The sequence below is a fragment of the Paracoccus sp. P2 genome, assembly GCF_046335115.1.
GTDB classification, from domain to species: Bacteria; Pseudomonadota; Alphaproteobacteria; order Rhodobacterales; family Rhodobacteraceae; genus Paracoccus; species Paracoccus pantotrophus.
In genome coordinates this window covers 48,022-70,681 of the sequence record NZ_JBGOSN010000018.1, presented here as the reverse complement: position 1 = coordinate 70,681, position 22,660 = coordinate 48,022, and the positions used below count along the sequence as shown (strand labels likewise).

Below are 22,660 nucleotides of genomic sequence, written 5' to 3'. Positions count from 1 at the left end.
GGCCGGGGCGCCCCTTGCATAGCTGCGACATATTCATTAGCTTGCTAATGAAATTCGCGGAACAGCGGGAAACCCATGCCAGACCGTCCCTTCACGCTCGTCGAATCGCTCATCGAACTGACCCGGACCCTGCGCGCCGCCTTCGAGCAGCGCGTCGAGCAATACGGGCTGACCTTTGCGCGCGCCCGGCTGCTGACCACCATCGGCCGCCACGAGGGCGCCAGCCAGGCCCAGCTGGCCGCGATCCTGGGCATCGAGACGCCGACGCTGAAGCGCCTGCTGGACGCGCTGGAGGATCAGGGCCTGGCCGAGCGCCGCCCGATCCCCGAGGATGGCCGCAAGCACGCCGTCTATCTGACCGAGGCGGCGCGGATCGCGCCCCTGCTGGGCTTTCGCGCCGAGGTCGATGCCACGCTGGCCCAGGGCATCGCGCCCGAGGATCTGGCGGTCACGCGCCGGACGCTGGCACGGATGGCGCGGAATGCCGAAGGGCTGCGGCAGGCATGAGCCGATCCCCAGCCGCCCCCGCGGCGCCTGCGCCCCCCGCCGCGGCCGCGCCCGCGCCGCCGCCCTTCGTGCCGATGTCTTGGCCGGCCACGCTGGGCTATATCGGCGCCTCGATCACCATCGGCCTGACGCAGGGGCTGGCGCAGGGCTTCGTCAGCACCAACATCCCGCAGATCGCCGGAGACCTGGGCGCCACCACCACCCAGGCGACCTGGCTGATGGCGGCCTTCATGATCCCGCGCGCCTCGATGCCGCTGCTGCTGATCAAGATCCGCACCCAGTTCGGCCTGCGCCGCTTTGCCGAGGTGGCGATCCTGGTCTATCTGGCGGTATCGCTGGCGGCTTTTGCCATCTCGGACCTGCGCTCGGCGGTGGCGGTGCAATTCGTCGCCGGCATGGCCTCGGCGCCGCTGTCCACGCTGGCCTTCATGTATATGCTGGAGCCGCTGCCGCCCCAATGGAAGATGCGGCTGGGCCTGCCCATGGTGCTGGCCATGGTTGCGACCGGGCCGATGCTGGCACGGGTGATCTCGCCCGCGCTGATGGGCGATCACGGCTGGGACGGGCTGCATTACATGGCGCTGGGACTGGCGGCGGTGTCGCTGGGGCTGGTCTATGCCCTGCCGCTGACCTCGGCACCGCGCGTCAAGGTGATCGCCGCCATGGACCTGGTCAGCTGGCTGCTGATCGCCACCGGCTTCGGCGGGCTGACGGTGGGCTTCATCATGGGCTCGATCCATTGGTGGACCGACGTGGCCTGGCTGGGCTGGGTGCTGGCGCTGTCCATCGTGGCGCTGACCCTGGCCGTGGTGATCGAGCTGCACCGCAAGGCGCCGCTGCTGGACATCCGCTGGCTGGCCAGCCCCGCGATGCTGCACCTGACGGCGACGCTGCTGATCTTTCGCCTGGTGCTGTCCGAGCAAAGCGCGGGCGCGCCGCGCATGTTCCAGGTGCTGGGTGTGACCCAGGACCAGCTGGTGCCGCTGTTCGCGATGATCTCGGTGGCCTCGGTGCTGGGCGGGCTGGCGCTGATCCCCTTCATGAAGCCCGAGCGGGTGCCGCTGTTCCACATCATCGCGCTGGCGCTGATCGCCGCCGGCGCCTTCATGGACAGCCATGCCAGCTTGGACACCCGGCCGGCGCAGATGATGCTGAGCCAGGCGATGATCGCCTTTGCCGGCTCGTTCTTCCTGGCGCCGGCGATGATGCGCGGGCTGCTTTCGGCCCTGGCGCGCGGGCCGAACTACATCCTGTCCTTTGTCATCGTCTTCCTGTCCACGCAATCCCTGGGCGGGGCCATGGGATCGGGCCTGTTCTCGACCCTGATCAACCACCGCCAGGCCCTGCATCTGCAAGTGCTGCGCGAGGAACTGACCGCCACCGACCCACTGGTCGCGGCCGAGATCGCGCAGCGCAGCGCCGCCCTGACGCCGCAGATCGCCGATGCCGCGCAGCGCCAGGCGCAGGCGGTGGCGCAGATCGCCCAGGATGCCGGCGCCCAGGCCTATGTGATGGCCTATAACGACGCCTATTTCCTGACCTTCCTGCTGGCGGCGGCGGCGCTTTGCGCGCTGCTGCTGCATCTGTTCCGCGACTGGCTGGCGGCGCGCCGCGCGCCGCTGCCGGCCGGCGCCCAGACCCATCCCGAGCCCGAGACATGACCAGAAACCACCTGATCCCGACCCTGATCGCGCTGGCCGCCGGCCTGGCCGGCCTGCTGATCGTGCTTTACGCCTGGCACCTGCCGCCGTTTCGCCCGGCCCATCCGCAGACCGAGAACGCCTATATCCGCGGCCAGCTGACCACCGTCGCGCCGCAGCTGTCCGGCTATGTCGCGGCGGTCGAGGTGCGGGACTTCCAGCCCGTGACCGCGGGTCAGGTCATCGCCCGAATCGACGACCGGCAATACCGGCAGAAGCTTGCCCAGGCCCAGGCCACCCTGCAAGGTGCCGAGGCGGCGCTGAAGATCCAGGAACAAGGCGTCCATTCCGCCCAGGCCAGCCTGCAATCGGCCGAAGCGGCGCTTTCCGCGGCGCGGGCGGCGCGGGACACGGCGGCCTCGACTTGGGACCGGGCGCAGGCCCTGCAATCGCGCGGCGTGACGGCGCAAAGCTCGGCCGACCAGACCGAGCTGGCGCTGCGCCAGGCCGAGGCCGCCGTCACCCAGGCCGAAAGCGCCATCGCGGTGGCGCGCGAGAACGTCAAGGGCGCCGAGGTCGGGCTGGCCGCGAAACGCGCCGAGATCGCCTCGGCCCAGGCGGCGGTGGAACTGGCGCGGATCGACCTGGACAATACGGTGATCCGCGCGCCCTCGGACGGGCGGCTGGGCCAGGTCGGGGTGCGGCTGGGCCAATATGTCACGGCGGGCACCGCGCTGGTCAGCCATGTCGGCCCCGAAGTCTGGGTCATCGCCAATTTCCGCGAGACCGAGCTGCACGGCATCCGCATCGGCGACCGCGCCACCTTCACCGTGGACGCCATGCGCCACCGCGCCTTTACCGGCCGGGTCGAGGCCTTTTCGCCCGCCACGGCTTCCGAGTTCAGCATGCTGTCGGCCTCGAACGCCACCGGCAATTTCACCAAGGTGGCGCAGCGCCTGCCGGTGCGCATCGCGATCGATCCGGGGCAAGAGATGGCCGAGTATCTTGAGCCGGGCCTGTCGGTGGTGGTGACGGTGGACGAGGGCTCGACCGCCGATCGCTCGGCCCAGGCGCGGCCGATCATGGGACACGAGGGCTGAGCCAAGCGCCAGCGCCGCCGGGCTTGCGCCCCGGGCCGGTGGCCGCTAGGCCATGCGGGCAAGGGCAAGCCCGCTTCCGCCAGCCCGCCGATGGACCGGAGGCAAAGATGCAGATCCCCCTTTCCCGACGCGGCTTTCTGGCGGTATCGCTGGTCGCCATGGCCGCCGGCGCGGCACGGGCGCAGGAAGGCAGGCCGCGCGGGCTGGAGCCGGCCGAGCGGATCGAGCATCCGCGCGCCAGCCATTTCGACCTTGGCCCGGCCGAGGCGCCCTGGCGCATCTTCCTGGGTCTGCCGCAGGTTCCGGCGCCGCGGGGCGGCTATTCCGCGATCCTGGCGCTGGACGGCAACGCGACCTTTCCGATCCTGTGGCATCTGCGCGAGGAACTGGCGCCCGAGGCGCCGGTGGCGCTGGTCGGCATCGGCTATCCGGTCGAGACCCGCTTCGACCCGGCCCGCCGCTGGTTCGACCTGACCTCGCCCGGCAAGCAGCCGGTCCCGGCGCAAGAGGGGCTGCGCGGTCCCGGCGACCGGCCGACCGGCGGGCAGGATGCCTTTCTTCGGATGATCGCGGCGCAGCTGCTGCCCGAACTCGGCCGGCGCCTGCCGCTGGATACAGGCGACCTGACACTGTTCGGTCATTCGCTGGGCGGGCTTTTCGTGCTGAATACGCTGTTCACCCGCCCGCGCCTGTTCGCCCGCTATGCCGCGGCCGATCCCTCGACCTGGTGGAACGCCGGCGAACCCCTGCGCGAGGCCCGCGCCTTTCGCGGCGGCATCCTGGCGGCGGGCGGCCGGCTGGACCCGGTGGTGCCGCTGCTGATTGCCAATTCGGGGGCCGAACCGCCGCCGATCCTGTCGCTGCTGTCCGGGATTCCGGGGCTCGAGCTGGTCCACCGCCCGCACACCCCCAGGAAAACCACGGCTCGGTCATCCGCCCCGCCGCGCGCCAGGCGCTGGCGCTGCACCTGGGCCGGCCGGCGGGCTAGGCTAGGCTGCCGCATGAAAAAGGCCGGGCGCAGCGGCCCGGCCCCGATCCCGATGCGGCCGGCTTACACCTCCGGCACCAGCACCTCGCGCTTGCCGACATGGTTCGCCGGGGTGACGACGCCCTGTTCCTCCATCTGTTCGACCAGCCGCGCCGCCTTGTTGTAGCCGATGGCCAGCTTGCGCTGGATATACGAGGTCGAGCATTTGCGGTCCTTGGCGACGATGGCGACGGCCATGTCGTAAAGCTCGGCATCGCCGCCCTCGCCCGAGGACAGGCCCAGCACCTGATCGATGCTGTCGGCGCGCTCCTCGTCCGGGCCCTCGACCACGCCGGACATGTAGCTGGGCGGGCCGAAGCTTTTCAGATGGTTCACCACCTCCTCGACCTCCTCGTCGCTGACGAAGGGTCCGTGGACGCGGGTGATGCGCGAGCCGCCGGCCATGTAGAGCATGTCGCCCTGGCCCAGCAATTGCTCGGCGCCCTGTTCGCCCAGGATGGTGCGGCTGTCGATCTTGGAGGTGACCTGGAAGCTGATCCGGGTCGGGAAGTTGGCCTTGATCGTGCCGGTGATGACATCGACCGAGGGCCGCTGCGTCGCCATGATCAGGTGGATGCCCGAGGCCCGCGCCATCTGCGCAAGGCGCTGGATGCAGGCCTCGATCTCCTTGCCCGCCACCATCATCAGGTCGGCCATCTCGTCGACGATGACGACGATATAGGGGAAGGTCTCGGGCAGGAATTCCTCGGTCTCGAAGACCGGCTCGCCGGTATCCTCGTCAAAGCCGGTCTGCACGGTACGCTTGAACAGCTCGCCCTTGTCCAGCGCCTCGCGCACGCGGCCGTTATAGCCCTCGATGTTGCGCACGCCCATCTTGGACATGCGGCGATAGCGTTCCTCCATCTCGCCCACGACCCATTTCAGCGCCACCACGGCCTTCTTGGGATCGGTGACGACCGGGGACAGCAGATGCGGGATGCCGTCATAGACCGACAGTTCCAGCATCTTGGGGTCGATCATGATGAGCCGGCATTCCTCGGGCGTCAGCTTGTAGAGCAGCGACAGGATCATGGTGTTGATCGCCACCGACTTGCCCGAGCCGGTGGTCCCGGCGATCAAGAGGTGCGGCATCTTGGCCAGGTTCGCCACCACCGGCCCGCCGCCGATATCCTTGCCCAGCGCCAAGGGCAGCGGCTGGGTGCCGTCGCCATAGGCCTTGGAGGCCAGGATCTCGCGCAGCACCACCTTTTCGCGCCGGGCATTGGGCAGCTCGATGCCGATCACCGAGCGGCCGGGCACGGTCGAGACCCGCGCCGACAGCGCCGACATCGACCGCGCGATGTCGTCGGCCAGCCCGATCACCCGGCTGGCCTTCAGCCCCGGCGCCGGCTCCAGTTCGTAAAGCGTGACCACCGGACCGGGGCGGACCTCGGTGATCTGGCCCTTGACGCCGTAATCGTCCAGCACCGCCTCCAGCATGCGGGCGTTTTCCATCAGCGCCTCTTGCGACAGCTGGTGGCGCTCGACGGTGGTCGGCGCGGTCAGAAGCGACAGCGGCGGATGCTCGTAATGGCTGGCCGCGTCGTCGAAGCGCAGCGCCGGCTGCGCCTCGGATTGCGCCTGGCGCGAGGGGGCGGGCTTCTTGGGCGGCACCACCACGCGCGGCGTCTCGGCGCCGAAGGGCGCGGCGGTGACGGGTTCGGCGAAATCCTCGCCGTCCTCATCCTCGCCGGCGCGCAGCGGCGGCTCGTGCCGGGCGGGCGCGGCGCGGGCGCCGGTCAGCCGCGCCGTCACCGCCGACAGCAGCCCCTTGCCCTCGGACCGGGCGCCTTCCGCGCGGCTGCGGATCGCATCGGTGATGCGGGCGCTGACGGCGGCGTTCGAGGGCGGCTCGTCATCCTCGGCATAATGCGTCTCGGGGTCGATCAACTCGGGCTCGGGGGCGAAGTCGCGATCATCGCCCAGGGGCGCCGGCGCCGGGCGCAGGCCCGGCAGGCCGCCGCGGGGCGCCTGCGGCAGGGCGGCGGATGCGGCGCGGCCGACCCGCTCGCGCCGGGCCTCGCTGCGGCTCTTGAGCCCGCGCGCCGCGCCCGAGGACAGCCTTGCGCCGCGATCCACCGCATGCAGCGCCAGGACGCGGGCGGTGGCCAGCCCCTCGCGCAGGAAGGTGCCGATGGTCGTCAGTTCCTTGCGGTCGAAGCCCAGCACGAAAGCCAGGAAGGCGACGGTGCCGATGGCGGTCAACAGTGCCAGCAGCTTGATCGCGACCGATGCCTTCATCGGCATGGCCGACAGCATGCCGCCCATCAGCATGTCGCCCAGATGCCCGCCCAGGCCGAAGCTTTGCGTCCAGGCCGCCGGCGGGGTCATCGAGGTGGCATAGATCGACACCAGCACCATGGCGATGGGCAGGAAGATGCCGCGCATCAGCCGTTCCTCGCCCCGGTGCAGCATCAGCCGCAGGCCCCAGGCCACGGCGCCCACCACCAGCACCCAGGTGCCGTAGCCGGTGATCATGAACAGCGCCGAGGCGACATAGGCGCCGAAGCGGCCCAGATAGTTCTGCGCCGGCTGGTCGGTCGCCGAGAGGAAGCTGGGATCGTCGGGGGAATAGCTGACCAGCATCATCGCGATCAGCACGCCCAGGATGACCAGCCCCGCGCCCAGCAATTCCTTGCCGCGCCGCTCCAGCGCCGCCTGCGTGTTTTGGTCAAACAGCGGATCGCGGTGTTTCGCCTGCCAGCTCGCCATGCGTCAACCCCCTTGATACAAACACATTTTCAGGCGGTTCAGCGCCGCCTCGGTCTGCTCCGCCGGCGCAACCAGCGCCACGCGGATGAAATTCCGGCCCGGATTGCCGGCCTCGCCGTCGCGGGCCAGATAGGCGCCGGGCAGCACCTGGATACCCGCCTCGGCCCACAGCTTTTTCGCCGCGTCCTCGCCGGTGCCGACGCTTTCCGGGACCGGCAGCCACAGGAAAAAGCCGCCCTGCACCGGCTGGTAGCCCGGCACATTGCCCAGCACCCGATCGGCGATGGCGTATTTCTGCTGGTAGAGTGCGCGGCTTGCGTCCACATGGCCCTCATCCGCCCAGGCCATGGCGCTGACCCGTTGCACCGGCAGCGGCAGCGGCGCGCCCGCATAGCTGCGCAGCCGCCGCAACTGCGCGATCTGCGCCGCGCCGCCCGCCGCGAAACCCGAGCGCAGCCCCGGCAGGTTCGAGCGTTTCGACAACGAGTTGAACATCACCACCCGGTCGGCCAGCCCCATGCGCGCAGCCACCGCCAGCGCGCCGGGCGGCGGGGCGTCGCGCCAGATCTCGGAATAGCATTCATCGGCGAAGACCAGAAAATCGTGCCGGTCGGCCAGCGCGATCAGCTCCTCGAGATAATCCTCGGAGGCGATGCTGCCCTGCGGATTGGCGGGCGAGCACAGATAGGCCACGGCGGCGCGGTCCAGCACCGCGGCCGGCAGGTCGGCAAAGCGCGGCAGGTGGCCGGTTTCCGGCGTGGCGGGCACGAAGACGGGCTCGGCGCCCACGGCGGCGGCGGCCACGGCATAGACCTGGTAGAACGGGTTCGGCACCAGAATTGCAGGCTTTTGGCCGTTCTTGCGCTCCGGCGCCAGCGCCAGGGCGGCGTTGAACAGCCCCTCGCGCGTGCCGTTCAGCGCCATGATCCGCTCGGGCGCGACCTCCAGCCCGTGCCGGCGGGAAAGCCAGCCCGAGATCGCGGCCAGCAGTTCGGCCGTGCCCTCGTTCGAGGGATATTTGCCGAAATCGGCGATGCTTTCGGCCATGACCGGGCCGACGAAATCCGGCAAGGCATGGCGCGGCTCGCCGATCGTCAGGATCAGCGGCTCGCCGCCGGGCTCGATGCCCGAAAGAAGCTTCCGCAGGCGCGGAAACGCGTAATCCGGCAGGTTCGAGAACCGCTCGGGAATTGCCATGACTGCCTCTCAGTCGGGGTCGTCGCGCCCCGTTTTGCCGCAAGACTACCGGCAATCCCCCCATGCGTCCAGAGTTTCACCACCAGATTGCCCCCGTCCGTGCCGGATTTGCCCGGAAAAACCACGCTTCAGCGCAGCGCCGCCTCGGCCGCGGCGGCCGCCACCAGCAGCGCGCGGTCCTGGCCGGCGCGGCCCATCAGCATGATGCCGCAACCCGGATGGCCGGTCGGCAGGCTGACCGCCGGCAGGTCCAGCAGGTTGGCGATGCGGGTATTGCGCAGCGTCAGCAGGTTCTCGCGGGCAAAGAACTCTTCCTCGGCCAGCAGCCGGTCCACCGGCGGCGGCAGGATCGGCGCCGTGGGCAGGATCACCGCGTCGAAGCCCGCGACCAGCCGCGCCCAGTCGGCGCGCAGCCGGGCCAGCTCCTCCCAGGCGGCGACGTAATCGGCCGCCAGCACGAACTGGCCGCCGCGAAAACGCTCCAGGATCGGCGGATACATCAACTCGGGCGCCGCCTCGATCTGCTCGCGCCAGATGCCATAGGCCTCGGGCGCGAACAGCAGCGGCGCCAGCACCATGGCCTCGGCCACGCAGGGCGGCGCGGCATGGGTGATGCGGGCACCGGCGCGGGCCAGGCGGTCCACCGCATCCTCGAAGCCGGCGACCGGCTCCTTGCGCGCATCCTCGAAGGGCACACCGTCCAGCACCATCAGCCGCAGTCCGCGCGGATTGGCATCGGCCAGGTCGGCTGCCGGCTCGCCGCGCAGCACGGCGAAAAGCTCGGCGCAATCCTCGACCGTGCGGGCGATGGGGCCGGCCACGTCGAAGCGGCGGCACAGCGGCACGATGCCAGCACCGCTGACCGCGCCCGTGGTCGGCTTGAAGCCCACCAGCCCGTTCCAGGCCGCCGGCACCCGGATCGAGCCGCCGGTATCCGAGCCCACCGCCGCCGCCGCCAGCCCCAGCGCCACCGAGACGGCCGCGCCCGAACTCGACCCGCCCGGCGCCAGTTCCTGGTCGATGCTGTTGGGCGGCGTCGCCGTGCGGGGATTCACCCCCAGGCCGGAAAAGGCCAGCTCGGTCATATGCGTCTTGCCCAGGCAGACCAGCCCGTCCAGCGTCGCCCCGGCCAGGATCGCGGCATCCTGGCGGGGCACGCGGCCTTGCAGCAGGCGCGAGCCGGCCTCGGTCGCGATGCCGGCGCTGTCGATATTATCCTTCCAGCTGATCGCCACCCCGTCCAGCAAGCCGCGGCGCAGCCCGGCGCGGGCGCGGTCATGGGCGGCGATGGCCTCGGCCCGCGCGCGCTCGGGGGTCAGCCGGGCATAGATGCGGTCGCCATAGGGATGGCGGGCCGCGGCGTCCAGATAGGCCTCGGCCTGCTCGACCGGGCTGATGAGCCCGGCCAGGATCGCCCTTCCCTGTTCCGCCGCAGATGCCCTGAGCCAATCCATGCCCTTCCCCCGACCGACAATATCCAGATACCAAATAAGACACAGGCTATCCCGGCGCGGGCTGGCTCGCAATGCGCTTGGCGGCCGCCGTGACGCATGGACATTGCCCGGCCGAAGGTCATATTGCGTCCCATGAGGACCGATTTCGACATCCTGATTGCCGGCGGCGGGCTGAACGGCCCGGCCCTGGCCCTGGCCCTGGCCGATGCCGGCCTGTCGGTGGCGGTGGCCGATGCCCGCCCCGCCGATGCCCGCGCCGGCGACGCCTTCGACGGCCGCGCCTATGCGCTGGCGCTGGCCTCGCAACGGCTGCTGGCCGCGCTGGGGCTGTGGAACGACCTGGCCCCGAACGCGCAGGAGATCCGCAAGGTCGAGGCGACGCAGGGCGTGCCGGGCGAAGGCGCCGGCCCCTTCGGCCTGCATTTCGACGGCGCCGAGATCGAGGAAGGCCGGCTGGGCTATATGCTCGAGGACCGCTTCCTTTACCGCGCGCTGCTGGCCGCGATGCGGGGCCGGGTCACGCATCTGCCCGGCCTGTCCGTCACCGGGCAAGAGGCCGAGGGCGCAGGGATCCGCGCCAGCCTTTCGGACGGGCGCAGCATCAAGGCCCGGCTGCTGGTCGGCGCCGACGGGCGGCAATCGGGCGTGGCGGCGCGGGCCGGGATCCGGCGCATCGGCCATGACTACGGCCAGATCGCGCTGGTCGCGGCGGTCGATCACGAACTGCCGCACGAAGGCACCGCGCATCAGTATTTCATGCCGACCGGGCCGCTGGCGATCCTGCCGCTGCCGGGCAATCGCAGCTCGATCGTCTGGTCCGAGCCCGAGGCCCAGGCCCGCGCCATCATGGATCTGCCGGACGCGGAGTTCCTGGCGGTGCTGCGCCCGCGCTTCGGCGATTTCCTGGGCGAAATCCAACTGGCCGGGCCGCGCTTTTCCTATCCGCTGAACCTGACCCTGGCCGAACGCTACGTCGATGCGCGCGTGGCGCTGGTGGGCGATGCGGCGCATGGCGTGCATCCCATCGCCGGGCAGGGGTTGAACCTGGGCCTGCGCGACGTGGCCGCGCTGGCCGAGGTCGTCGTCGCCGCCCGCCGCCGCGGCGAGGATATCGGCGCCGAGCTGGTGCTGGCACGCTACCAGGACTGGCGCCGACCGGATGCGACGGCGCTGGCGCTTGGCATGGACGGGGTGAACGCGCTGTTTTCCAACGCCAATCCGCTGCTGCGCGCCGCGCGCGAAATCGGCATGGGTCTGGTCGATGCCATCCCGCCCCTGCGGCGCGGCTTCATGCGCCAGGCGGCGGGGCTGAGCCTTGAGCCGATGCCGCGCCTGCTGACCGGGCGGCGGCTTTAGGGAACGCTCACGCCGCCGTCAGCGTTGAAGCACCGCGCATCCAGCGAACGTGATGTGCAAGTCTTTGGAGGATCGGTATCATTCCGCCCATGAAACTGAAAACGCTCGCCCTTGCGCCCGTCCTGTGCCTGGCCATGGCCTTTCCCGCCCTGGCCGAGAAGATTCCGCTGAACGAGATCTCGCGCTATCTCAACAGCCTCAAGACCGCCAAGGCGGATTTCACCCAGGTGAATGCCGACGGCTCGATCTCGACCGGGGTGGTCTATATCCAGCGCCCGCAGCGGGTGCGCTTCGAATACAAGGGCGACCGCACGCTGGTCATGGCCTCGGCCGGCAACGTCGCCGTGTTCGACGGCAAGACGCGCGGCGCGCCGCAGCAATATCCGCTGTCCAAGACGCCGCTGTCGCTGATCCTGGCGCCGAACATCGACCTGAGCCGGGCGCGCATGGTCACCGGCTATGCCGAAAAGAAGAACACCACCGTGGTCACGGCGCAGGATCCCCAGCACCCGGAATACGGCAATATCCAGATGGTCTTTACCGCCAACCCGACCCAGCTGCGGCAATGGGTCGTGACCGACGACACCGGCAAGCGCACCACGGTGATCCTGGGCGACATGCAGACCGGGATGAGCTTTCCCGCCTCGACCTTCGCCATCCAGAACGAGATCGCCCGCCGCCAATAGGCGGGCGAAACGGTCAGCGGCAGGAGGCAAGCTGGCTGCGATAGACCTCGGCCCTGGCCTGGACCTTGCCCGCCACGCCCAGCAGCCAGGGCTTCGAATTGTGCGAACCCCTGGCAAAGCCCGAGCGGCCCTCGTGATAGGCCAGGTATTGCGAGGCGGCGTCCCATTTCGAGATGCCCAGCACCCGCGCCGAATCGTTCATGTACCAGCCCATGAAGTCGGTGGCGTCGCGGATATTGTCGCGCCGGGCACGGCGGTTGCCGGTCTGCTTGCGGTAATCGTCCCAGGTGCTGTCCAGCGCCTGGCTGTAGCCATAGGCCGAGCTTTGCCGGCCGATCGGAATGATGCCCAGCGCATATTGATGCGGCGTGCGGGCATTGCCGATGAATTTCGATTCCTGGTGGATCGTCGCCATCTGCACATGCACCGGCACGCCCCAGCGCCGCTCGGTCGCCTTCATCGCGCGCATGTAGGCGGGCCGCTCTGCCGCGATGGCGCAGGCGCTTTCCAGATTGCGCGGTGCCTTGTAGTTCCCGCCCCCTCCGCAAGAGGCCACCAGCCCGACGATGGCGAGCTTGAGAAACCTGTTCATACTGCCCTCATGTTTTTGCCGGCAGGATAAGCGGAATCCGGGACAGGGCGCAAATGACAAAGGCTCGACCCGGCCTAGCTGGGCAGGACCGAGACCGATTTCACGATGGCGTGGCAGGCGGTTCCCGGCTGCAATTCCAGCGCCTTGACCGAGCGCGGCGTGACCTGCGCAAGCATCCGCTCATGCTGCGCGCCCTGCCCCAGCGCCAGCTGCACCAGCCCGCCCTCGATGCGCGTCACCGCGACCGGCAGCACGTTCAGCGCCGACAGGCCCCGCGGCGCCTCGCGCGCCAGGATCACCTCATGCGCCAGGATGCGCAGCCGCAGCGCCCGCCCCGGCGCCAGGTCCATGCCGGGCAGCAGCATCGGCCCGCCGGCGGTGGCCACGCGGGTCATGCCGTCGGGTTCGCGCGCCTCGACCGTGGCGCGGATCAGCGCCCCCGCCTCGCGCGCGCCCAGCTGCGGGGCCAGTTCGGGATCGGCCAGGATCGCGGCCAGCGGGCCGGAATGGACCACCCGCCCCTGCCGCATCAGCACCACCGTGGTCGCCAGCCGCAGCACCTCGGGCACCGAATGGCTGACATAAAGGATCGGCAGCCGGATCTCGTCGCGCAGGCGCTCCAGCCAGGGCATGATCTCGGCCTTGCGCGCCTCGTCCAGCGCCGCCAGCGGCTCGTCCATCACCAAGAGCGCCGGGTCAGACAGAAGCGCGCGCCCGATGGCCACGCGCTGGCGCTCGCCCCCCGACAGCGTGCCGGGGCGGCGGTGCAGCAAGGGCTCCAGCGCCAGCATCCCGGTGATGCGGTCGAAATCGCGCGCCGCCCCGCGCCGCCAGCGCGAAGGATAGCGCAGGTTCGCCGCCACCGTCATATGCGGAAACAGCCGCGCGTCCTGGAACACGCAGCCGATGCGCCGGGCCTGCGGCGCAAGGTTCGTGGCGCCGTCGAACAGCACCTGCCCGTCCAGCGCGATGCGGCCCTGTTCGGGGCGCATCAGCCCGGCGATGGCGTTGATCGTGGTGCTTTTGCCGCAGCCCGAGGGGCCGAACAGCGCCGTCACCCCGCCGGGCGCCTGAAAGGCCACGTCCAGCGCCAGCCCCCGGAAATTGTGGCGAAAGGCGACCTCCAGCATCACGCCCGCCCCTCGGCGCGCCCGTTCATGCGCGCGGCCATGCGCCAGGCCAGCCATTCCGAGACCAGCACCGCCGCCATGGCGATCACCACCGAGACCAGCACCAGCCGCAGCGCCGCCGCCTCGCCCGAGGGCACCTGCAACAGCGCATAGATGGCCGAGGGCAGGGTCTGGGTCTGGCCCGGAATGTTCGAGACGAAGGTGATGGTGGCGCCGAACTCGCCCATCGCCTTGGCAAAGCCCAGCGTGGCCCCGGCCAGGATCGCGGGCAGGATCAAGGGCAGCGTCACGGTCAGGAAGATCCAGGCCCGCGGCGCGCCCAATGTGGCGGCGGCCTGTTCCAACCTGGGGTCCACCGCCTCGAAGCCCAGGCGTATGGCGCGCACCATCAGCGGAAAGCTCATGATGCCGCAGGCCAGCGCCGCGCCGGTCCAGCGAAAGGCGAAGACGATGCCCAGCGGTTTCAGCAGGCTGCCCACCGGCCCCTGGGTGCCGAAGGTGATCAGCAGCAGGTAGCCGGTGACGACCGGCGGCAGGATCAGCGGCAGATGCACGATGCCGCTCAGCAGCCCATGCCCCGGAAAGCGCCGCCGGGCCAGCAGCCAGGCCACGGCGACGGCCGGCGGCAGGCCGGCCAGCGTGGCGACGGCGGCGACCCGCAGGGACAGCCGCACGGCCTGCCATTCCTGGGGGCCAAGCCAATCGGTCGGGATCATTGCGTGACGGTAAAGCCTTGCGATTCAAAGACCGATCTTGCCGGCTCCTGCGACAGGCTGTCAAGGAAGGCGGCGGCCTGCGGCGTATCGGCGGCCCTGGTCACGGCGGCGGGATAGGTGATCTGCTCGTGGCTATCGGCCGGGAAGGTCGCCACCACGCCCACGCCCGGCTCGGCCACGGCGTCGCTGCCATAGACGATGCCCAGCGGCGCCTCGCCCGTGGCGACCAGCTTCAGCGCGGCGCGGACGTTGTCGGCCTGCGCGACCTGGCCCTCGACCTGCTCCCACAGGCCCAGCGCGGTCAGCGCCGCCTTGCCGTATTGCCCGGCAGGGACGGAATCGACCATCGCCATGGCCAGCTTGCCGTCGCCCAGCAGGCCGGGCAATTCGGTCACGGCCGCCTCGGCCGGCTTGCCGGTACCGACCAGCACCAGCGTATTGCCCAGCAGGTCGCGGCGCGTCGCCGGGTCGATGTCGCCCGAATCCTGCACCGCATCCATCCACGCGGTCGAGGCCGAGATGAACAGGTCGGCCGGCGCGCCCTCCTGGATCTGCTTGGCAAGCTGCGAACTGCCGGCATAGGAGATCACCACCGTATCGCCATGGCTGGCTTGCCAGTCGGCGGCGATCTCGTCCAGCGCGTCCTTGAGGCTGGCGGCGGCGAAGATGGTGATCTCGTCGGCCTGGGCTGCGGGGGCAAGCGCGATCAGGGCGGCGGCAAGGAAAGACAGGCGCATCGGGCTGGTCCATTCGTTGTGTCTGGACGGACATAACCAACCCTTGCCCGCGCTGGCAACCGTTATTTACGCCGGTGCAGATCGCTGCCCCGCGCGCAGCCGCCCCAAAGCCCCGGCGCCCTGGTCGCGCAGCAGCGCCTCCAGCGCGCGGTAATCGGCCAGCACCTGCCGGCCGCGCGCAGTCAGCTGGGCGCCGCCGCCATGGGCGCCGCCGCGGCTGCTGTCCACCAGGGGTGCGGCAAAATGCGCATTCATTTCCTCGACCAGCGACCAGGCGCGGCGATAGCTCATGCCCATGCGCCGCCCGGCGGCCGAGATCGAGCCCTCGTCGTCGATGGCTTGCAGCAGGTCGGCCTTGCCGCGGCCAAAGGTCAGGCCGGATTCGAAATGCAGGCGCAGGCTGATGCGGGGATCCTCGGTCATGGCCATATTCTGCCGTCTTTCCGCAAGGTCGCAAGGGGGCGGGTCTTTTCGATGGGCTATCGCGGCTCTAGCAATAACATCATGCCAACGGCAATCGGGGGAAATCATGTCCGAGAATGAAATCGTCATCCTGTCCGGGGCGCGCACGGCCATCGGCACCTTCGGCGGCAGCCTGGCCGGCGTGCCGCCGATCCAGCTGGCTGCGACCGCGACCCGCGCCGCGATCGAGCGCGCCGGCATCGGCCCCGAGCGCATCGGCACCGTGGTCTTCGGCCATGTCCTGAACACCGAGCCGCGCGACATGTATCTGTCGCGCGTGGCGATGCTGGAAGCCGGAGTGCCCGACACCACCCCGGCGATGAACGTGAACCGGCTCTGCGGCTCGGGGGCGCAGGCCATCGTCTCGGCCGCGCAGGCGCTGATGCTGGGCGATGCGGATTTCGCCGTGGCGGGCGGCGCGGAATCGATGAGCCGCGCGCCCTATGCCGTGCCCGCGGCACGGTTCGGTGCCAAGATGGGCGACGTGCAGATGCTCGACATGATGGTCGGCGCGCTGACCTGCCCGATGGGCACCGGCCATATGGGGGTGACGGCGGAAAATGTCGCGCGCGAACATGACATCTCGCGCCAGGCGCAGGACGAATTCGCCCTGGAAAGCCAGAAACGCGCCGCCGCCGCCATCGCCGAGGGCCGCTTCAGGGAGCAGATCGTCCCGGTCGAGATCAAGACCCGCAAGGGCGTGGTCGCCTTCGACACGGACGAGCATCCGAAGGCGACCGATGCCGGGAAACTGGCCGGGCTGAAGCCGGTGTTCCAGAAGGACGGCACGGTGACGGCAGGCAATGCCTCGGGGATCAACGACGGTGCGGCGGCGCTGGTGCTGGCACGGGCCGATGCGGCGCAGGCGGCGGGCGCCAGGCCGTTGTTCCGCATCCTTGGCCATGCCGTCGCCGGCGTGCGCCCCGAGGTGATGGGCATCGGCCCGGTCCCGGCGGTCGAGGCACTGCTGAAGCGCACCGGCCTGACGGCCGGCGATTTCGACTTGATCGAATCGAACGAGGCTTTTGCCGCGCAGGCGCTGGCGGTGAACAAGGGGCTGGGCCTCGACCCCGCCAGGGTGAACCCGAACGGCGGCGCCATCGCGCTCGGCCACCCGGTCGGCGCGACCGGCGCCCTCATCACCGTGAAGGCAATGTATGAGCTGATGCGCACCGGCGGCAGCAAGGGCCTCATCACCATGTGCATCGGCGGCGGCCAGGGCATCGCGCTGGCCATCGAGCGGATCTGAGCCTGCTGCAACCACCCGGCCTCCAACCGGGGTCGGGTCTTCGGCTGCGCTGCCGCATGGGTATTTGGGGAACGAAGAAGCGCAGGCCCGGCTTCTTCGTTCCATAAATACCCGAACCGCCTTTCACGCTTCGCCACGCATGCCCTGTACGCACGAATGCCGAAGCAGCAGAAAATGGAACGGGCCGCCCCCCTGGAGAACGGCCCGCGAGATCCACGGAGATGGTCCGGTTAGGGTTGGTGCCCACCGTCCCAGTCAGGGTTTACGACCCTTGGGGCTGCCCTCAGGCCACGGCCCCCCTGACTGTCCCGACACCTCTCTCCAATATCACTCTCGACACTGGACCACCTCCTTTCAATAAGTTGCCTTATGGGGTCCAGCCTGCCACAGAACCCTTGACAGTCAATGAATTTGCGCGCGGCGCTGGATCAAATTTCCGACGACGATGCGGAAGGGCACGAGTGCCAGCACTGCCTGCGCAAGCTTCACCCCGCAGTCGGCCACTGCCAGCGAAACCCACAACGGCTGGACGGGGCCATGTCCCAGCAGCGGAACCAGCTCATTTGCCCAGGAAACATCGTCCGCCGGGAAGATTGGCGTCAGCTGTGCGGCAAAGGCGATGCTGAAGAAAACGGCAGTGTCGAGGATCGAGCCGGCGACGCTGGCCGCCAGGGGCGGTAGCCACCAGTTGTATTTTCGCAACTGGTTGAAGACCGAGATGTCCATCAGCTGCGCCGAAAGGAAGGCCGCGCCCGAGGCTATGGCGATGCGCAGCGTGGTCTTGTCCAGCCCCGCGGCCACGACCGAGCAGAGCACGCCGGTCACGAAGCCGGCATAGACCACCTTGCGCGCGGCGGCCGGTCCATAGACCCGGTTCATGATGTCAGTCACCAGGAAGGCGACCGGATAGGTCAGCGCCCCCCAGGTCAGCCAGGCGCCCAGCAGGTGCTGGACCAGGATGTTCGAGGCCACCACGACGGCGGCCATGGCGATGACGCCGGGAAGGATGCGGGACATGTCTGGTTTTCCGTTTTGGCAAGGTCGCGGAGACTCGGCCCCGTCGGGGCAAGGCCGCATAAGGCCGTCCGCAGATTCTGTCAACGGCCTTGCGCGGGCTTATTGCGCGGCCGCGGCGGCGATTTCCACCGCAAAGGCACCGTTCATCCCCTCGATCGCGGTATTGGTCAGCGCGACCAGGCTGCGGCCGCGCGCGGGATCGACGATCCAGCTGTGGCCGTAGATGCCGCCCCAGCCGAGGCAGCCTTGCGGCAAGCCGATGCCGGCCGCATCCGCGTCGGTGACGACCGCGCCCGCCCAGGCATGGCCCCAGCCGGCACCGCGCAGCGGATGGCGCTGGCGGATACGGTTGCGGCGGACCTCGGCGCGCAGGTTCTCGGCCAGGAAAGGGCCGTCGCGCAGGGTTTCCAGCAGCGCCAGCGCCGCCTCGGCCGTCCCTGCCATGCCGCCGCCGCCCGAGGGAAAGGCCGAGGGGTCGCGGATACGCTCGGGCAGGTAGGCATAGCTTTGCTCAGGTTGCAGCCGATTGCGGACACGGGTCGGGCCGCGCATCCGTTGCGGCTCGGGGCGGGCATCGGCGTAATTCGCGGCCAGGTCCACGGCGTCCGGGGCCTGGAAGCCGGCCTCGATGCCCAAGGGGTCCGTCACCAACCGGGCCATGGCCTCGGGCAGCGGCATGTCGGCCGCGGCCTCGATCACCGCGCCCAGCACATCGGTCGCCACCGAATAACGCCAGCGCGTGCCCGGCGGCCGGTCCAGCGGCACCGAGGCGATGCGGCGCAGGTTCTCGGCCAGCGAGATGCCGCTGTCGCCGATCCCGTCCGAGACCCCGGCGCGGGCATAGGGGCCGTCCGGCGGCTGGTTGAAGCCGTAGTCCAGCCCCGCCAGATGCGACATCAGCTGGTCCACGGTGATCGCGGGGCGGCTGCCGTCGGGCAGCGCCGGAGCAAAATCCGGCAGCCAGCGCGTCACCGGATCCTCGGGAGACAGCCGCCCCGCCTGGATCAGCCGCAGCGCCGCGACCGTGGTGAAGGGCTTCGAGACCGAGGCATAGCGCAGCCAGGTCGCCTGCCGCATCGGCCGGTCGGCCTCGCGGTCGGCCAGGCCCGCGGCGCGGGCATGGACCAGCCGGCCATCCTCGGCCAGCAACACCACGCAGCCGACGATCCGCCGCTCGGCCAGCGCGCTTTCGACCGCGCGGTCCAGCGCGGCGATGCAGGCCGCAGGGCTCATTCCGCCACCCGGTATTCGACCAGTTCGGTGCGTTGCAGCCAGCCGAAATTGTCGTCCGAGATCAGGGTGATGCGGATGCCCTGCCCGTCATGCCAGACCGAGATGCCCTCCAGGTTGTCATATTGCAGCGGCCGCGATTCCAGCAGCACCCGCTCGTTCGAGACGCCGCTTTCCGACAGGTCGAAGCGCCTGACGCGGGTGCGAAAGCCCAGGAGGCCCTTGAAGTCGCGTTCCAGCAGGTAGAAGCGCCCGTCCGGGCCGATATCGGCGCCCACCGCCAGCCAGTCGCCCGAGCGCGGGATCGCGAAGGGCTGGTCCCAGGCGCCGTTCCGCCAGCGCCAGACCGGAAAGGGCCGGGTCAGGGAACCCGACCGCTCGGGCAGGGTCAGGAGCGTGCCGTCGGGCAGGACCGCCAGCGCCTCCAGCGAGGAATTGCGCTGCATCGCCTTGAACTCGGGCGGCCGGGGCAGGGGCTGGGCCGGGCTGTCGGGCGTGTCGTGGCGGGCGACGCGGGTCAGCCCCTCGAAGCTGATCCAGATCGTGCCGTCGGGGGCGATGGCCAGCCCCTCGCTGTCGCCCTGCCAGCCGGGCTTCAGCGGCTTGCCGGCGCTGTCGCGCAGCTGGGCGCGGCCGGCCAGTTCCAGCCCGCGGATGCGGCCCTGCGCGTCGCGCTGGACGCTGCCCCAGCGGATCGTGGCGCGGTCGGACAGCACGGTGAAGCGGCTGCCGTCGGCGCTGATCTCGATGCCCGAGAAGCCGCCGAAGCCTTCGTCCTCCATCCGCCAGACATAGGTCGCGACATATTCCACCTTCGGCATGGGCGGAGGCGAGGGATCGGCCGCGCAGGCCGATGAGGCCGAGACAAGCAGCAGCGCCAGCGCAAGGCCCGGCAGGCGGCGGGGCCGCCCTGCCGCGCCACCGGCCGTGCCGCCGCGCCTTAGCGGGCGGTGGCGACGACCTGGCATTGACGGGGCATCTCGCTCAGCCGGAAGCTGCGGGGGTGGCGATAGTTGGGATCGGGCGGCACCGGCTTGACCCGGCTGGGGTCGATGCGGTTCTTGATCCATTCCGCCGCCTCGGCGCAGCCGTCGCCGGGCGGCGGCGCGTCCTGCTGCTGGCAGACCGAGCCCGCCGGGCAGGCCAGGCGGACGTGGAAGTGATAGTCGTGGCCCCCCAGCGGCCGGATCTTGCGCAGATAGCTGCGGTCGCCGGTCTCGGCCTGGCACATCGCCAGCTTGGCGACGGGATCGACGAAGATGCGCTCGACCCGCGGGTCGCGGGCGGCGGCGCGCATGATCGCCATGTGCCCGCCGCTCCACAGGCCCGAGGGCGCGGTGCCGGCCTTGTTCACCACCGATTGCGACGAGATCTTCTCGCGTTGCGCGGCGGTCAGGCGCAGGCTTTGCGGCGGCAGCATCCAGATATCGGCATCGAGCCCCGACTGGTGGCTGGCATGGCCCGAGGTCATCGGCCCGCCGCGCGGCTGGCCCATGTCGCCGATGTACAGCCCCTGCCAGCCGACCTGGCGCGCCGCCTGCGACAGGCCGATCAGGAAGCTGACCAGCTCGGGATGACCCCAGTTGCGATTCCGCGACAGGCGCATCGCCTGCCAGGTCGGGCCGGATTCGGGCAATTGCATGGCGCCCGAGACGCAGCCCTTGGAATAGAACCCGATCGAGACCGGGGCGCCCCCGGTCGGGCCGGGGACGGCACCGAAGACGCTGCGGGCCAGCGGGTCGGCCGTTGCCGGTTGCGCCATGCCGAGCCCGGTCAGCGCCAGCACGGCGGCGGTCAGGAATTTGCGGATCACTGCTTTGCCGATCACTGCGCGCCCTCTCCTTTTGCTTTGACCCAAACTAGCAGAACCAGCGCCAGAAGGAACATCACGATGAGCGGAGAGATGCCGAGCCGTTGGCTTCCGGTCACATCCGTCACCGTGGCGATCAGCAGGGGGGCCAGGAAAGCCGTCGCCTTGCCCGACAGCGCGTAAAGCCCGAAAGCCTCGGTGGCCCGTTCCGGCGTGGTGTGGCGCACCATCATCGTGCGGCTGGCCGATTGCAGCGCGCCCCCCGCGCCGCCGATCAGCGCGCCGCAGAGGAAGAACAGCGCATCGGGCAGGCGCGAGCCCTCGGCCAGCGCCAGGCCCAGCACCTGCTGGCGGCTCATGCCGGTCAGCAGGATGCAGACCGCGATCAGGACCAGCGTGCAGGCGACGATCACCGGCTTGGGCCCCCAGCGCCGGTCGGCGCGGCCGCCGATCCAGCTGATCACGGCGGCCGAGACGGCGCTGACCACGCCAAAGACCCCGGCCAGGAACACCGGCCAGCCCAGCACCGTGCCGGCATAGACCCCGCCGAAGGCGTAAAGCGCGTTCAGCGCATCGCGCGAGAACATGGACGAGGCCAGCCAAGCCGCCAGCGAATGCCGGTGCCGCAGGCTGGCAAGCAGCCGGCCCAGTTCAGCCATGGCCGCGCCCAGGCGCAGGGGGCGGCGCGGCCCCGGCGCCTCGGGCACCCAAAGCGCGAAGGGGATCATGAAGACCAGATACCACAGCGCCGTGAACGGCCCCACCGCCCGCGTGCCCTCGCGCAGTGCCGGGTCAAGGCCCAGCACCGGCGGGATGCCCAGCATGGTGCGGCCGGTCTGCGCGTTCTCGGCCAGAAGCAGCAGCACCGCGGCCAGCGCGATGACGCCGCCCAGATAGCCGAAGGCGAAGCCCGAGCCCGAGATGCGGCCGATCTCGTCATGCGGCGCCAGCCCGGGCAGCAGGGCATTGGTGAAGATGGTGGCGAATTCCATGCCGATCAGCCCGATGCCGAAGCTGACGATGGCCAGATGCAGGTTCGGCTGGTCGGGCATCAGGAACCACAGCCCCCAGGCGCCCGCCATGTAGAAGGCGGAAAAGATCCAGACCCAGACCAGCCGCCGCCCGGTATTGTCGGCGATGGCGCCCAGCACCGGGGCCAGAACCGCGATGATGACGCCGCAGATGCCCAGGCCATAGCCCCAGAGCGACTGCGCCGCCGCCCCCGCCGCCTCGGGCGTCATGCCCTGCGCGACATAGTGCCGGCGGGCGATCTCGGCGTAATAGACCGGGAAGATGAAGGTCATCAGCAGCGTCGCAAAGGGCTGGCTGGCCCAGTCGAAGAACCACCAGCCCCAGATGCGTCTGCGTTCCATGATGGTTCCCCGCCCTTGGGGTGCGCTGAAGCGCACCCTGTGTTCCGCCTTTCGGGGCGCATAAGGCCCCAGCGCGGTCAGGCTGGCAAGTCGGCATTCCGGTCGGCGGGGGCAATCGGCGGCAGCACCGGCGGCCAGGGCCGCTGGGCATCCGCCGCGATCCAGGCCTGCACCCAGCCCGGCAGGTCCGGGCTGACCGGATCGCGCCCCGCCGCCTGCATCAGCCGCGCCGGCGCCACGATGCCCTGGTCCGAGGTGATGGCGCCGCGCAGCAGCATGTGGTTGCAGCACTCACCCCGCCGCCACATGCTTTGCTCCATGTAAAGGAAGCGTTCGTCCCAGCCCAGCGTGCGCGAGATCATGGTGAAACGCTGGAACCCCTTGATTCGCCGCCGATAGCGCACCGTGTTTCCGGCCACGGTGATGCCCCAGCCGTTTTCCCGCATCGTGCCGATGATGCCGGTGCGCACCGCCATGGGCAGCCGCCCCAGGTCGTAAAGCGTCAGGGTGCGGCCGTTGTTCAGCTCGATCCAGGGGTCCAGATCCCAGGGCCAGCAGCGATGGGTCGAGACATGCGCGTCCAGCACTCCGATCCGGGCGCTTTTGCGGAACTTCAGCATCTCCTTGGCAAAGCGGAGCATGGGATACATCGGCGACCTCTTCTG

At 70.0% G+C, this 22,660-nt stretch carries 21 protein-coding genes; 7 read left to right on the top strand and 14 right to left on the bottom strand.

Translation table 11 applies throughout. The features are described 5' to 3' along the window. Positions 1-75 precede the first annotated feature (75 nt). The 4 genes from ACDP63_RS13150 to ACDP63_RS13135 all read left to right on the top strand — a co-directional run bounded on the left by ACDP63_RS13150 (position 76) and on the right by ACDP63_RS13135 (position 4,401). On the top strand, positions 76-507 hold the full coding sequence (locus ACDP63_RS13150; RefSeq protein WP_024842678.1) for a MarR family winged helix-turn-helix transcriptional regulator: 432 nt from the start codon (positions 76-78) through the stop codon (positions 505-507). After that, positions 504-2,168 carry an MFS transporter gene (locus ACDP63_RS13145; RefSeq protein ID WP_024842679.1) on the top strand — a complete coding sequence of 555 codons (1,665 nt, stop codon included), beginning with the start codon at positions 504-506 and terminating at the stop codon, positions 2,166-2,168. Before ACDP63_RS13150 ends, ACDP63_RS13145 begins: the two co-directional genes overlap by 4 nt. Continuing rightward, positions 2,165-3,247, top strand: a complete 1,083-nt coding sequence (locus ACDP63_RS13140; RefSeq protein WP_024842680.1) for an HlyD family secretion protein — start codon at positions 2,165-2,167, stop codon at positions 3,245-3,247. Before ACDP63_RS13145 ends, ACDP63_RS13140 begins: the two co-directional genes overlap by 4 nt. A gap of 107 nt (positions 3,248-3,354) precedes the next feature. Continuing rightward, positions 3,355-4,401: an alpha/beta hydrolase gene (locus ACDP63_RS13135; protein WP_409928108.1), complete on the top strand. Its 1,047-nt coding sequence runs from the start codon at positions 3,355-3,357 to the stop codon at positions 4,399-4,401. Here ACDP63_RS13135 and ACDP63_RS13130 read toward each other — a convergent pair. The 3 genes from ACDP63_RS13130 to ACDP63_RS13120 all read right to left on the bottom strand — a co-directional run bounded on the left by ACDP63_RS13130 (position 4,299) and on the right by ACDP63_RS13120 (position 9,637). Further along, positions 4,299-6,986: a DNA translocase FtsK gene (locus ACDP63_RS13130; protein ID WP_024842682.1), complete on the bottom strand. Its 2,688-nt coding sequence runs from the start codon at positions 6,984-6,986 to the stop codon at positions 4,299-4,301. The two genes, ACDP63_RS13135 and ACDP63_RS13130, sit on opposite strands and share 103 nt — an antisense overlap. 3 nt (positions 6,987-6,989) lie before the next feature. Further along, positions 6,990-8,183 carry an aminotransferase class I/II-fold pyridoxal phosphate-dependent enzyme gene (locus ACDP63_RS13125; protein ID WP_024842683.1) on the bottom strand — a complete coding sequence of 398 codons (1,194 nt, stop codon included), beginning with the start codon at positions 8,181-8,183 and terminating at the stop codon, positions 6,990-6,992. 128 nt (positions 8,184-8,311) lie between these two features. Continuing rightward, entirely contained in the window at positions 8,312-9,637 is a 1,326-nt protein-coding gene (locus ACDP63_RS13120; RefSeq protein ID WP_024842684.1) for an amidase, read from the bottom strand. Between the two features lie 96 nt (positions 9,638-9,733). On the opposite strand from ACDP63_RS13120, the gene ACDP63_RS13115 reads away from it, so the two are divergent. Then, entirely contained in the window at positions 9,734-10,993 is a 1,260-nt protein-coding gene (locus ACDP63_RS13115; RefSeq protein WP_114669232.1) for a UbiH/UbiF/VisC/COQ6 family ubiquinone biosynthesis hydroxylase, read from the top strand. A gap of 89 nt (positions 10,994-11,082) precedes the next feature. Beyond that, positions 11,083-11,679: a LolA family protein gene (locus ACDP63_RS13110; RefSeq protein ID WP_024842686.1), complete on the top strand. Its 597-nt coding sequence runs from the start codon at positions 11,083-11,085 to the stop codon at positions 11,677-11,679. Between the two features lie 13 nt (positions 11,680-11,692). Here ACDP63_RS13110 and ACDP63_RS13105 read toward each other — a convergent pair whose 3' ends face one another. The 5 genes from ACDP63_RS13105 to ACDP63_RS13085 all read right to left on the bottom strand — a co-directional run bounded on the left by ACDP63_RS13105 (position 11,693) and on the right by ACDP63_RS13085 (position 15,277). Next, positions 11,693-12,271, bottom strand: coding sequence for a lytic transglycosylase (locus tag ACDP63_RS13105; protein WP_024842687.1), 579 nt, complete (start codon positions 12,269-12,271; stop codon positions 11,693-11,695). A gap of 74 nt (positions 12,272-12,345) precedes the next feature. Further along, complete coding sequence (gene modC, locus ACDP63_RS13100) at positions 12,346-13,401, bottom strand: molybdenum ABC transporter ATP-binding protein (protein WP_036747101.1); 1,056 nt, start codon at positions 13,399-13,401, stop codon at positions 12,346-12,348. After that, on the bottom strand, positions 13,401-14,117 hold the full coding sequence (gene modB, locus ACDP63_RS13095; protein ID WP_024842689.1) for a molybdate ABC transporter permease subunit: 717 nt from the start codon (positions 14,115-14,117) through the stop codon (positions 13,401-13,403). Before modB ends, modC begins: the two co-directional genes overlap by 1 nt. Further along, the gene (gene modA, locus ACDP63_RS13090) at positions 14,114-14,854 is read right to left on the bottom strand and encodes a molybdate ABC transporter substrate-binding protein (RefSeq protein WP_024842690.1); all 741 of its coding nucleotides are present in this window, start codon (positions 14,852-14,854) and stop codon (positions 14,114-14,116) included. The genes modB and modA overlap by 4 nt, the downstream gene beginning before the upstream one ends. 66 nt (positions 14,855-14,920) lie before the next feature. After that, the gene (locus tag ACDP63_RS13085; RefSeq protein WP_024842691.1) at positions 14,921-15,277 is read right to left on the bottom strand and encodes a winged helix-turn-helix domain-containing protein; all 357 of its coding nucleotides are present in this window, start codon (positions 15,275-15,277) and stop codon (positions 14,921-14,923) included. A gap of 106 nt (positions 15,278-15,383) precedes the next feature. Between ACDP63_RS13085 and ACDP63_RS13080 the strand changes: the two genes are divergently transcribed. Further along, positions 15,384-16,565: an acetyl-CoA C-acyltransferase family protein gene (locus tag ACDP63_RS13080; protein WP_024842692.1), complete on the top strand. Its 1,182-nt coding sequence runs from the start codon at positions 15,384-15,386 to the stop codon at positions 16,563-16,565. 402 nt (positions 16,566-16,967) lie between these two features. Here ACDP63_RS13080 and ACDP63_RS13075 read toward each other — a convergent pair whose 3' ends face one another. The 6 genes from ACDP63_RS13075 to ACDP63_RS13050 form a co-directional block, all read right to left on the bottom strand. Continuing rightward, the gene (locus ACDP63_RS13075) at positions 16,968-17,582 is read right to left on the bottom strand and encodes a VUT family protein (RefSeq protein ID WP_024842693.1); all 615 of its coding nucleotides are present in this window, start codon (positions 17,580-17,582) and stop codon (positions 16,968-16,970) included. A gap of 99 nt (positions 17,583-17,681) precedes the next feature. After that, positions 17,682-18,815, bottom strand: a complete 1,134-nt coding sequence (locus ACDP63_RS13070; RefSeq protein WP_024842694.1) for a serine hydrolase domain-containing protein — start codon at positions 18,813-18,815, stop codon at positions 17,682-17,684. After that, a complete protein-coding gene (locus ACDP63_RS13065) occupies positions 18,812-19,780 on the bottom strand; it encodes an esterase-like activity of phytase family protein (RefSeq protein ID WP_024842695.1) in 969 nt (322 codons plus the stop codon). Before ACDP63_RS13065 ends, ACDP63_RS13070 begins: the two co-directional genes overlap by 4 nt. Next, entirely contained in the window at positions 19,753-20,625 is an 873-nt protein-coding gene (gene mepA, locus ACDP63_RS13060; RefSeq protein ID WP_024842696.1) for a penicillin-insensitive murein endopeptidase, read from the bottom strand. Before mepA ends, ACDP63_RS13065 begins: the two co-directional genes overlap by 28 nt. A gap of 11 nt (positions 20,626-20,636) precedes the next feature. Continuing rightward, the gene (locus ACDP63_RS13055; protein WP_330950179.1) at positions 20,637-22,031 is read right to left on the bottom strand and encodes an MFS transporter; all 1,395 of its coding nucleotides are present in this window, start codon (positions 22,029-22,031) and stop codon (positions 20,637-20,639) included. Positions 22,032-22,072: 41 nt separating this feature from the next. Continuing rightward, positions 22,073-22,645, bottom strand: a complete 573-nt coding sequence (locus tag ACDP63_RS13050) for an acyl-CoA thioesterase (RefSeq protein ID WP_024842698.1) — start codon at positions 22,643-22,645, stop codon at positions 22,073-22,075. Positions 22,646-22,660: the final 15 nt, after the last annotated feature.

Excerpts from the sequence above, each read along its gene's own strand:
- ACDP63_RS13085 (WP_024842691.1), bottom strand. The coding sequence starts at position 15,277 with ATGACCGAGGATCCCCGCATCAGCCTGCGCCTGCATTTCGAATCCGGC.
- ACDP63_RS13110 (WP_024842686.1), top strand. The coding sequence starts at position 11,083 with ATGAAACTGAAAACGCTCGCCCTTGCGCCCGTCCTGTGCCTGGCCATG.
- ACDP63_RS13130 (WP_024842682.1), bottom strand. The coding sequence starts at position 6,986 with ATGGCGAGCTGGCAGGCGAAACACCGCGATCCGCTGTTTGACCAAAAC.
- ACDP63_RS13140 (WP_024842680.1), top strand. The coding sequence starts at position 2,165 with ATGACCAGAAACCACCTGATCCCGACCCTGATCGCGCTGGCCGCCGGC.
- ACDP63_RS13050 (WP_024842698.1), bottom strand. The coding sequence starts at position 22,645 with ATGTATCCCATGCTCCGCTTTGCCAAGGAGATGCTGAAGTTCCGCAAA.
- ACDP63_RS13115 (WP_114669232.1), top strand. The coding sequence starts at position 9,734 with ATGGACATTGCCCGGCCGAAGGTCATATTGCGTCCCATGAGGACCGAT.
- modA (WP_024842690.1), bottom strand. The coding sequence starts at position 14,854 with ATGCGCCTGTCTTTCCTTGCCGCCGCCCTGATCGCGCTTGCCCCCGCA.
- ACDP63_RS13105 (WP_024842687.1), bottom strand. The coding sequence starts at position 12,271 with ATGAACAGGTTTCTCAAGCTCGCCATCGTCGGGCTGGTGGCCTCTTGC.
- ACDP63_RS13145 (WP_024842679.1), top strand. The coding sequence starts at position 504 with ATGAGCCGATCCCCAGCCGCCCCCGCGGCGCCTGCGCCCCCCGCCGCG.
- modB (WP_024842689.1), bottom strand. The coding sequence starts at position 14,117 with ATGATCCCGACCGATTGGCTTGGCCCCCAGGAATGGCAGGCCGTGCGG.
- ACDP63_RS13075 (WP_024842693.1), bottom strand. The coding sequence starts at position 17,582 with ATGTCCCGCATCCTTCCCGGCGTCATCGCCATGGCCGCCGTCGTGGTG.
- ACDP63_RS13135 (WP_409928108.1), top strand. The coding sequence starts at position 3,355 with ATGCAGATCCCCCTTTCCCGACGCGGCTTTCTGGCGGTATCGCTGGTC.
- ACDP63_RS13080 (WP_024842692.1), top strand. The coding sequence starts at position 15,384 with ATGTCCGAGAATGAAATCGTCATCCTGTCCGGGGCGCGCACGGCCATC.
- ACDP63_RS13070 (WP_024842694.1), bottom strand. The coding sequence starts at position 18,815 with ATGAGCCCTGCGGCCTGCATCGCCGCGCTGGACCGCGCGGTCGAAAGC.
- ACDP63_RS13120 (WP_024842684.1), bottom strand. The coding sequence starts at position 9,637 with ATGGATTGGCTCAGGGCATCTGCGGCGGAACAGGGAAGGGCGATCCTG.
- ACDP63_RS13125 (WP_024842683.1), bottom strand. The coding sequence starts at position 8,183 with ATGGCAATTCCCGAGCGGTTCTCGAACCTGCCGGATTACGCGTTTCCG.
- modC (WP_036747101.1), bottom strand. The coding sequence starts at position 13,401 with ATGCTGGAGGTCGCCTTTCGCCACAATTTCCGGGGGCTGGCGCTGGAC.
- ACDP63_RS13150 (WP_024842678.1), top strand. The coding sequence starts at position 76 with ATGCCAGACCGTCCCTTCACGCTCGTCGAATCGCTCATCGAACTGACC.
- ACDP63_RS13065 (WP_024842695.1), bottom strand. The coding sequence starts at position 19,780 with ATGCCAGGTCGTCGCCACCGCCCGCTAAGGCGCGGCGGCACGGCCGGT.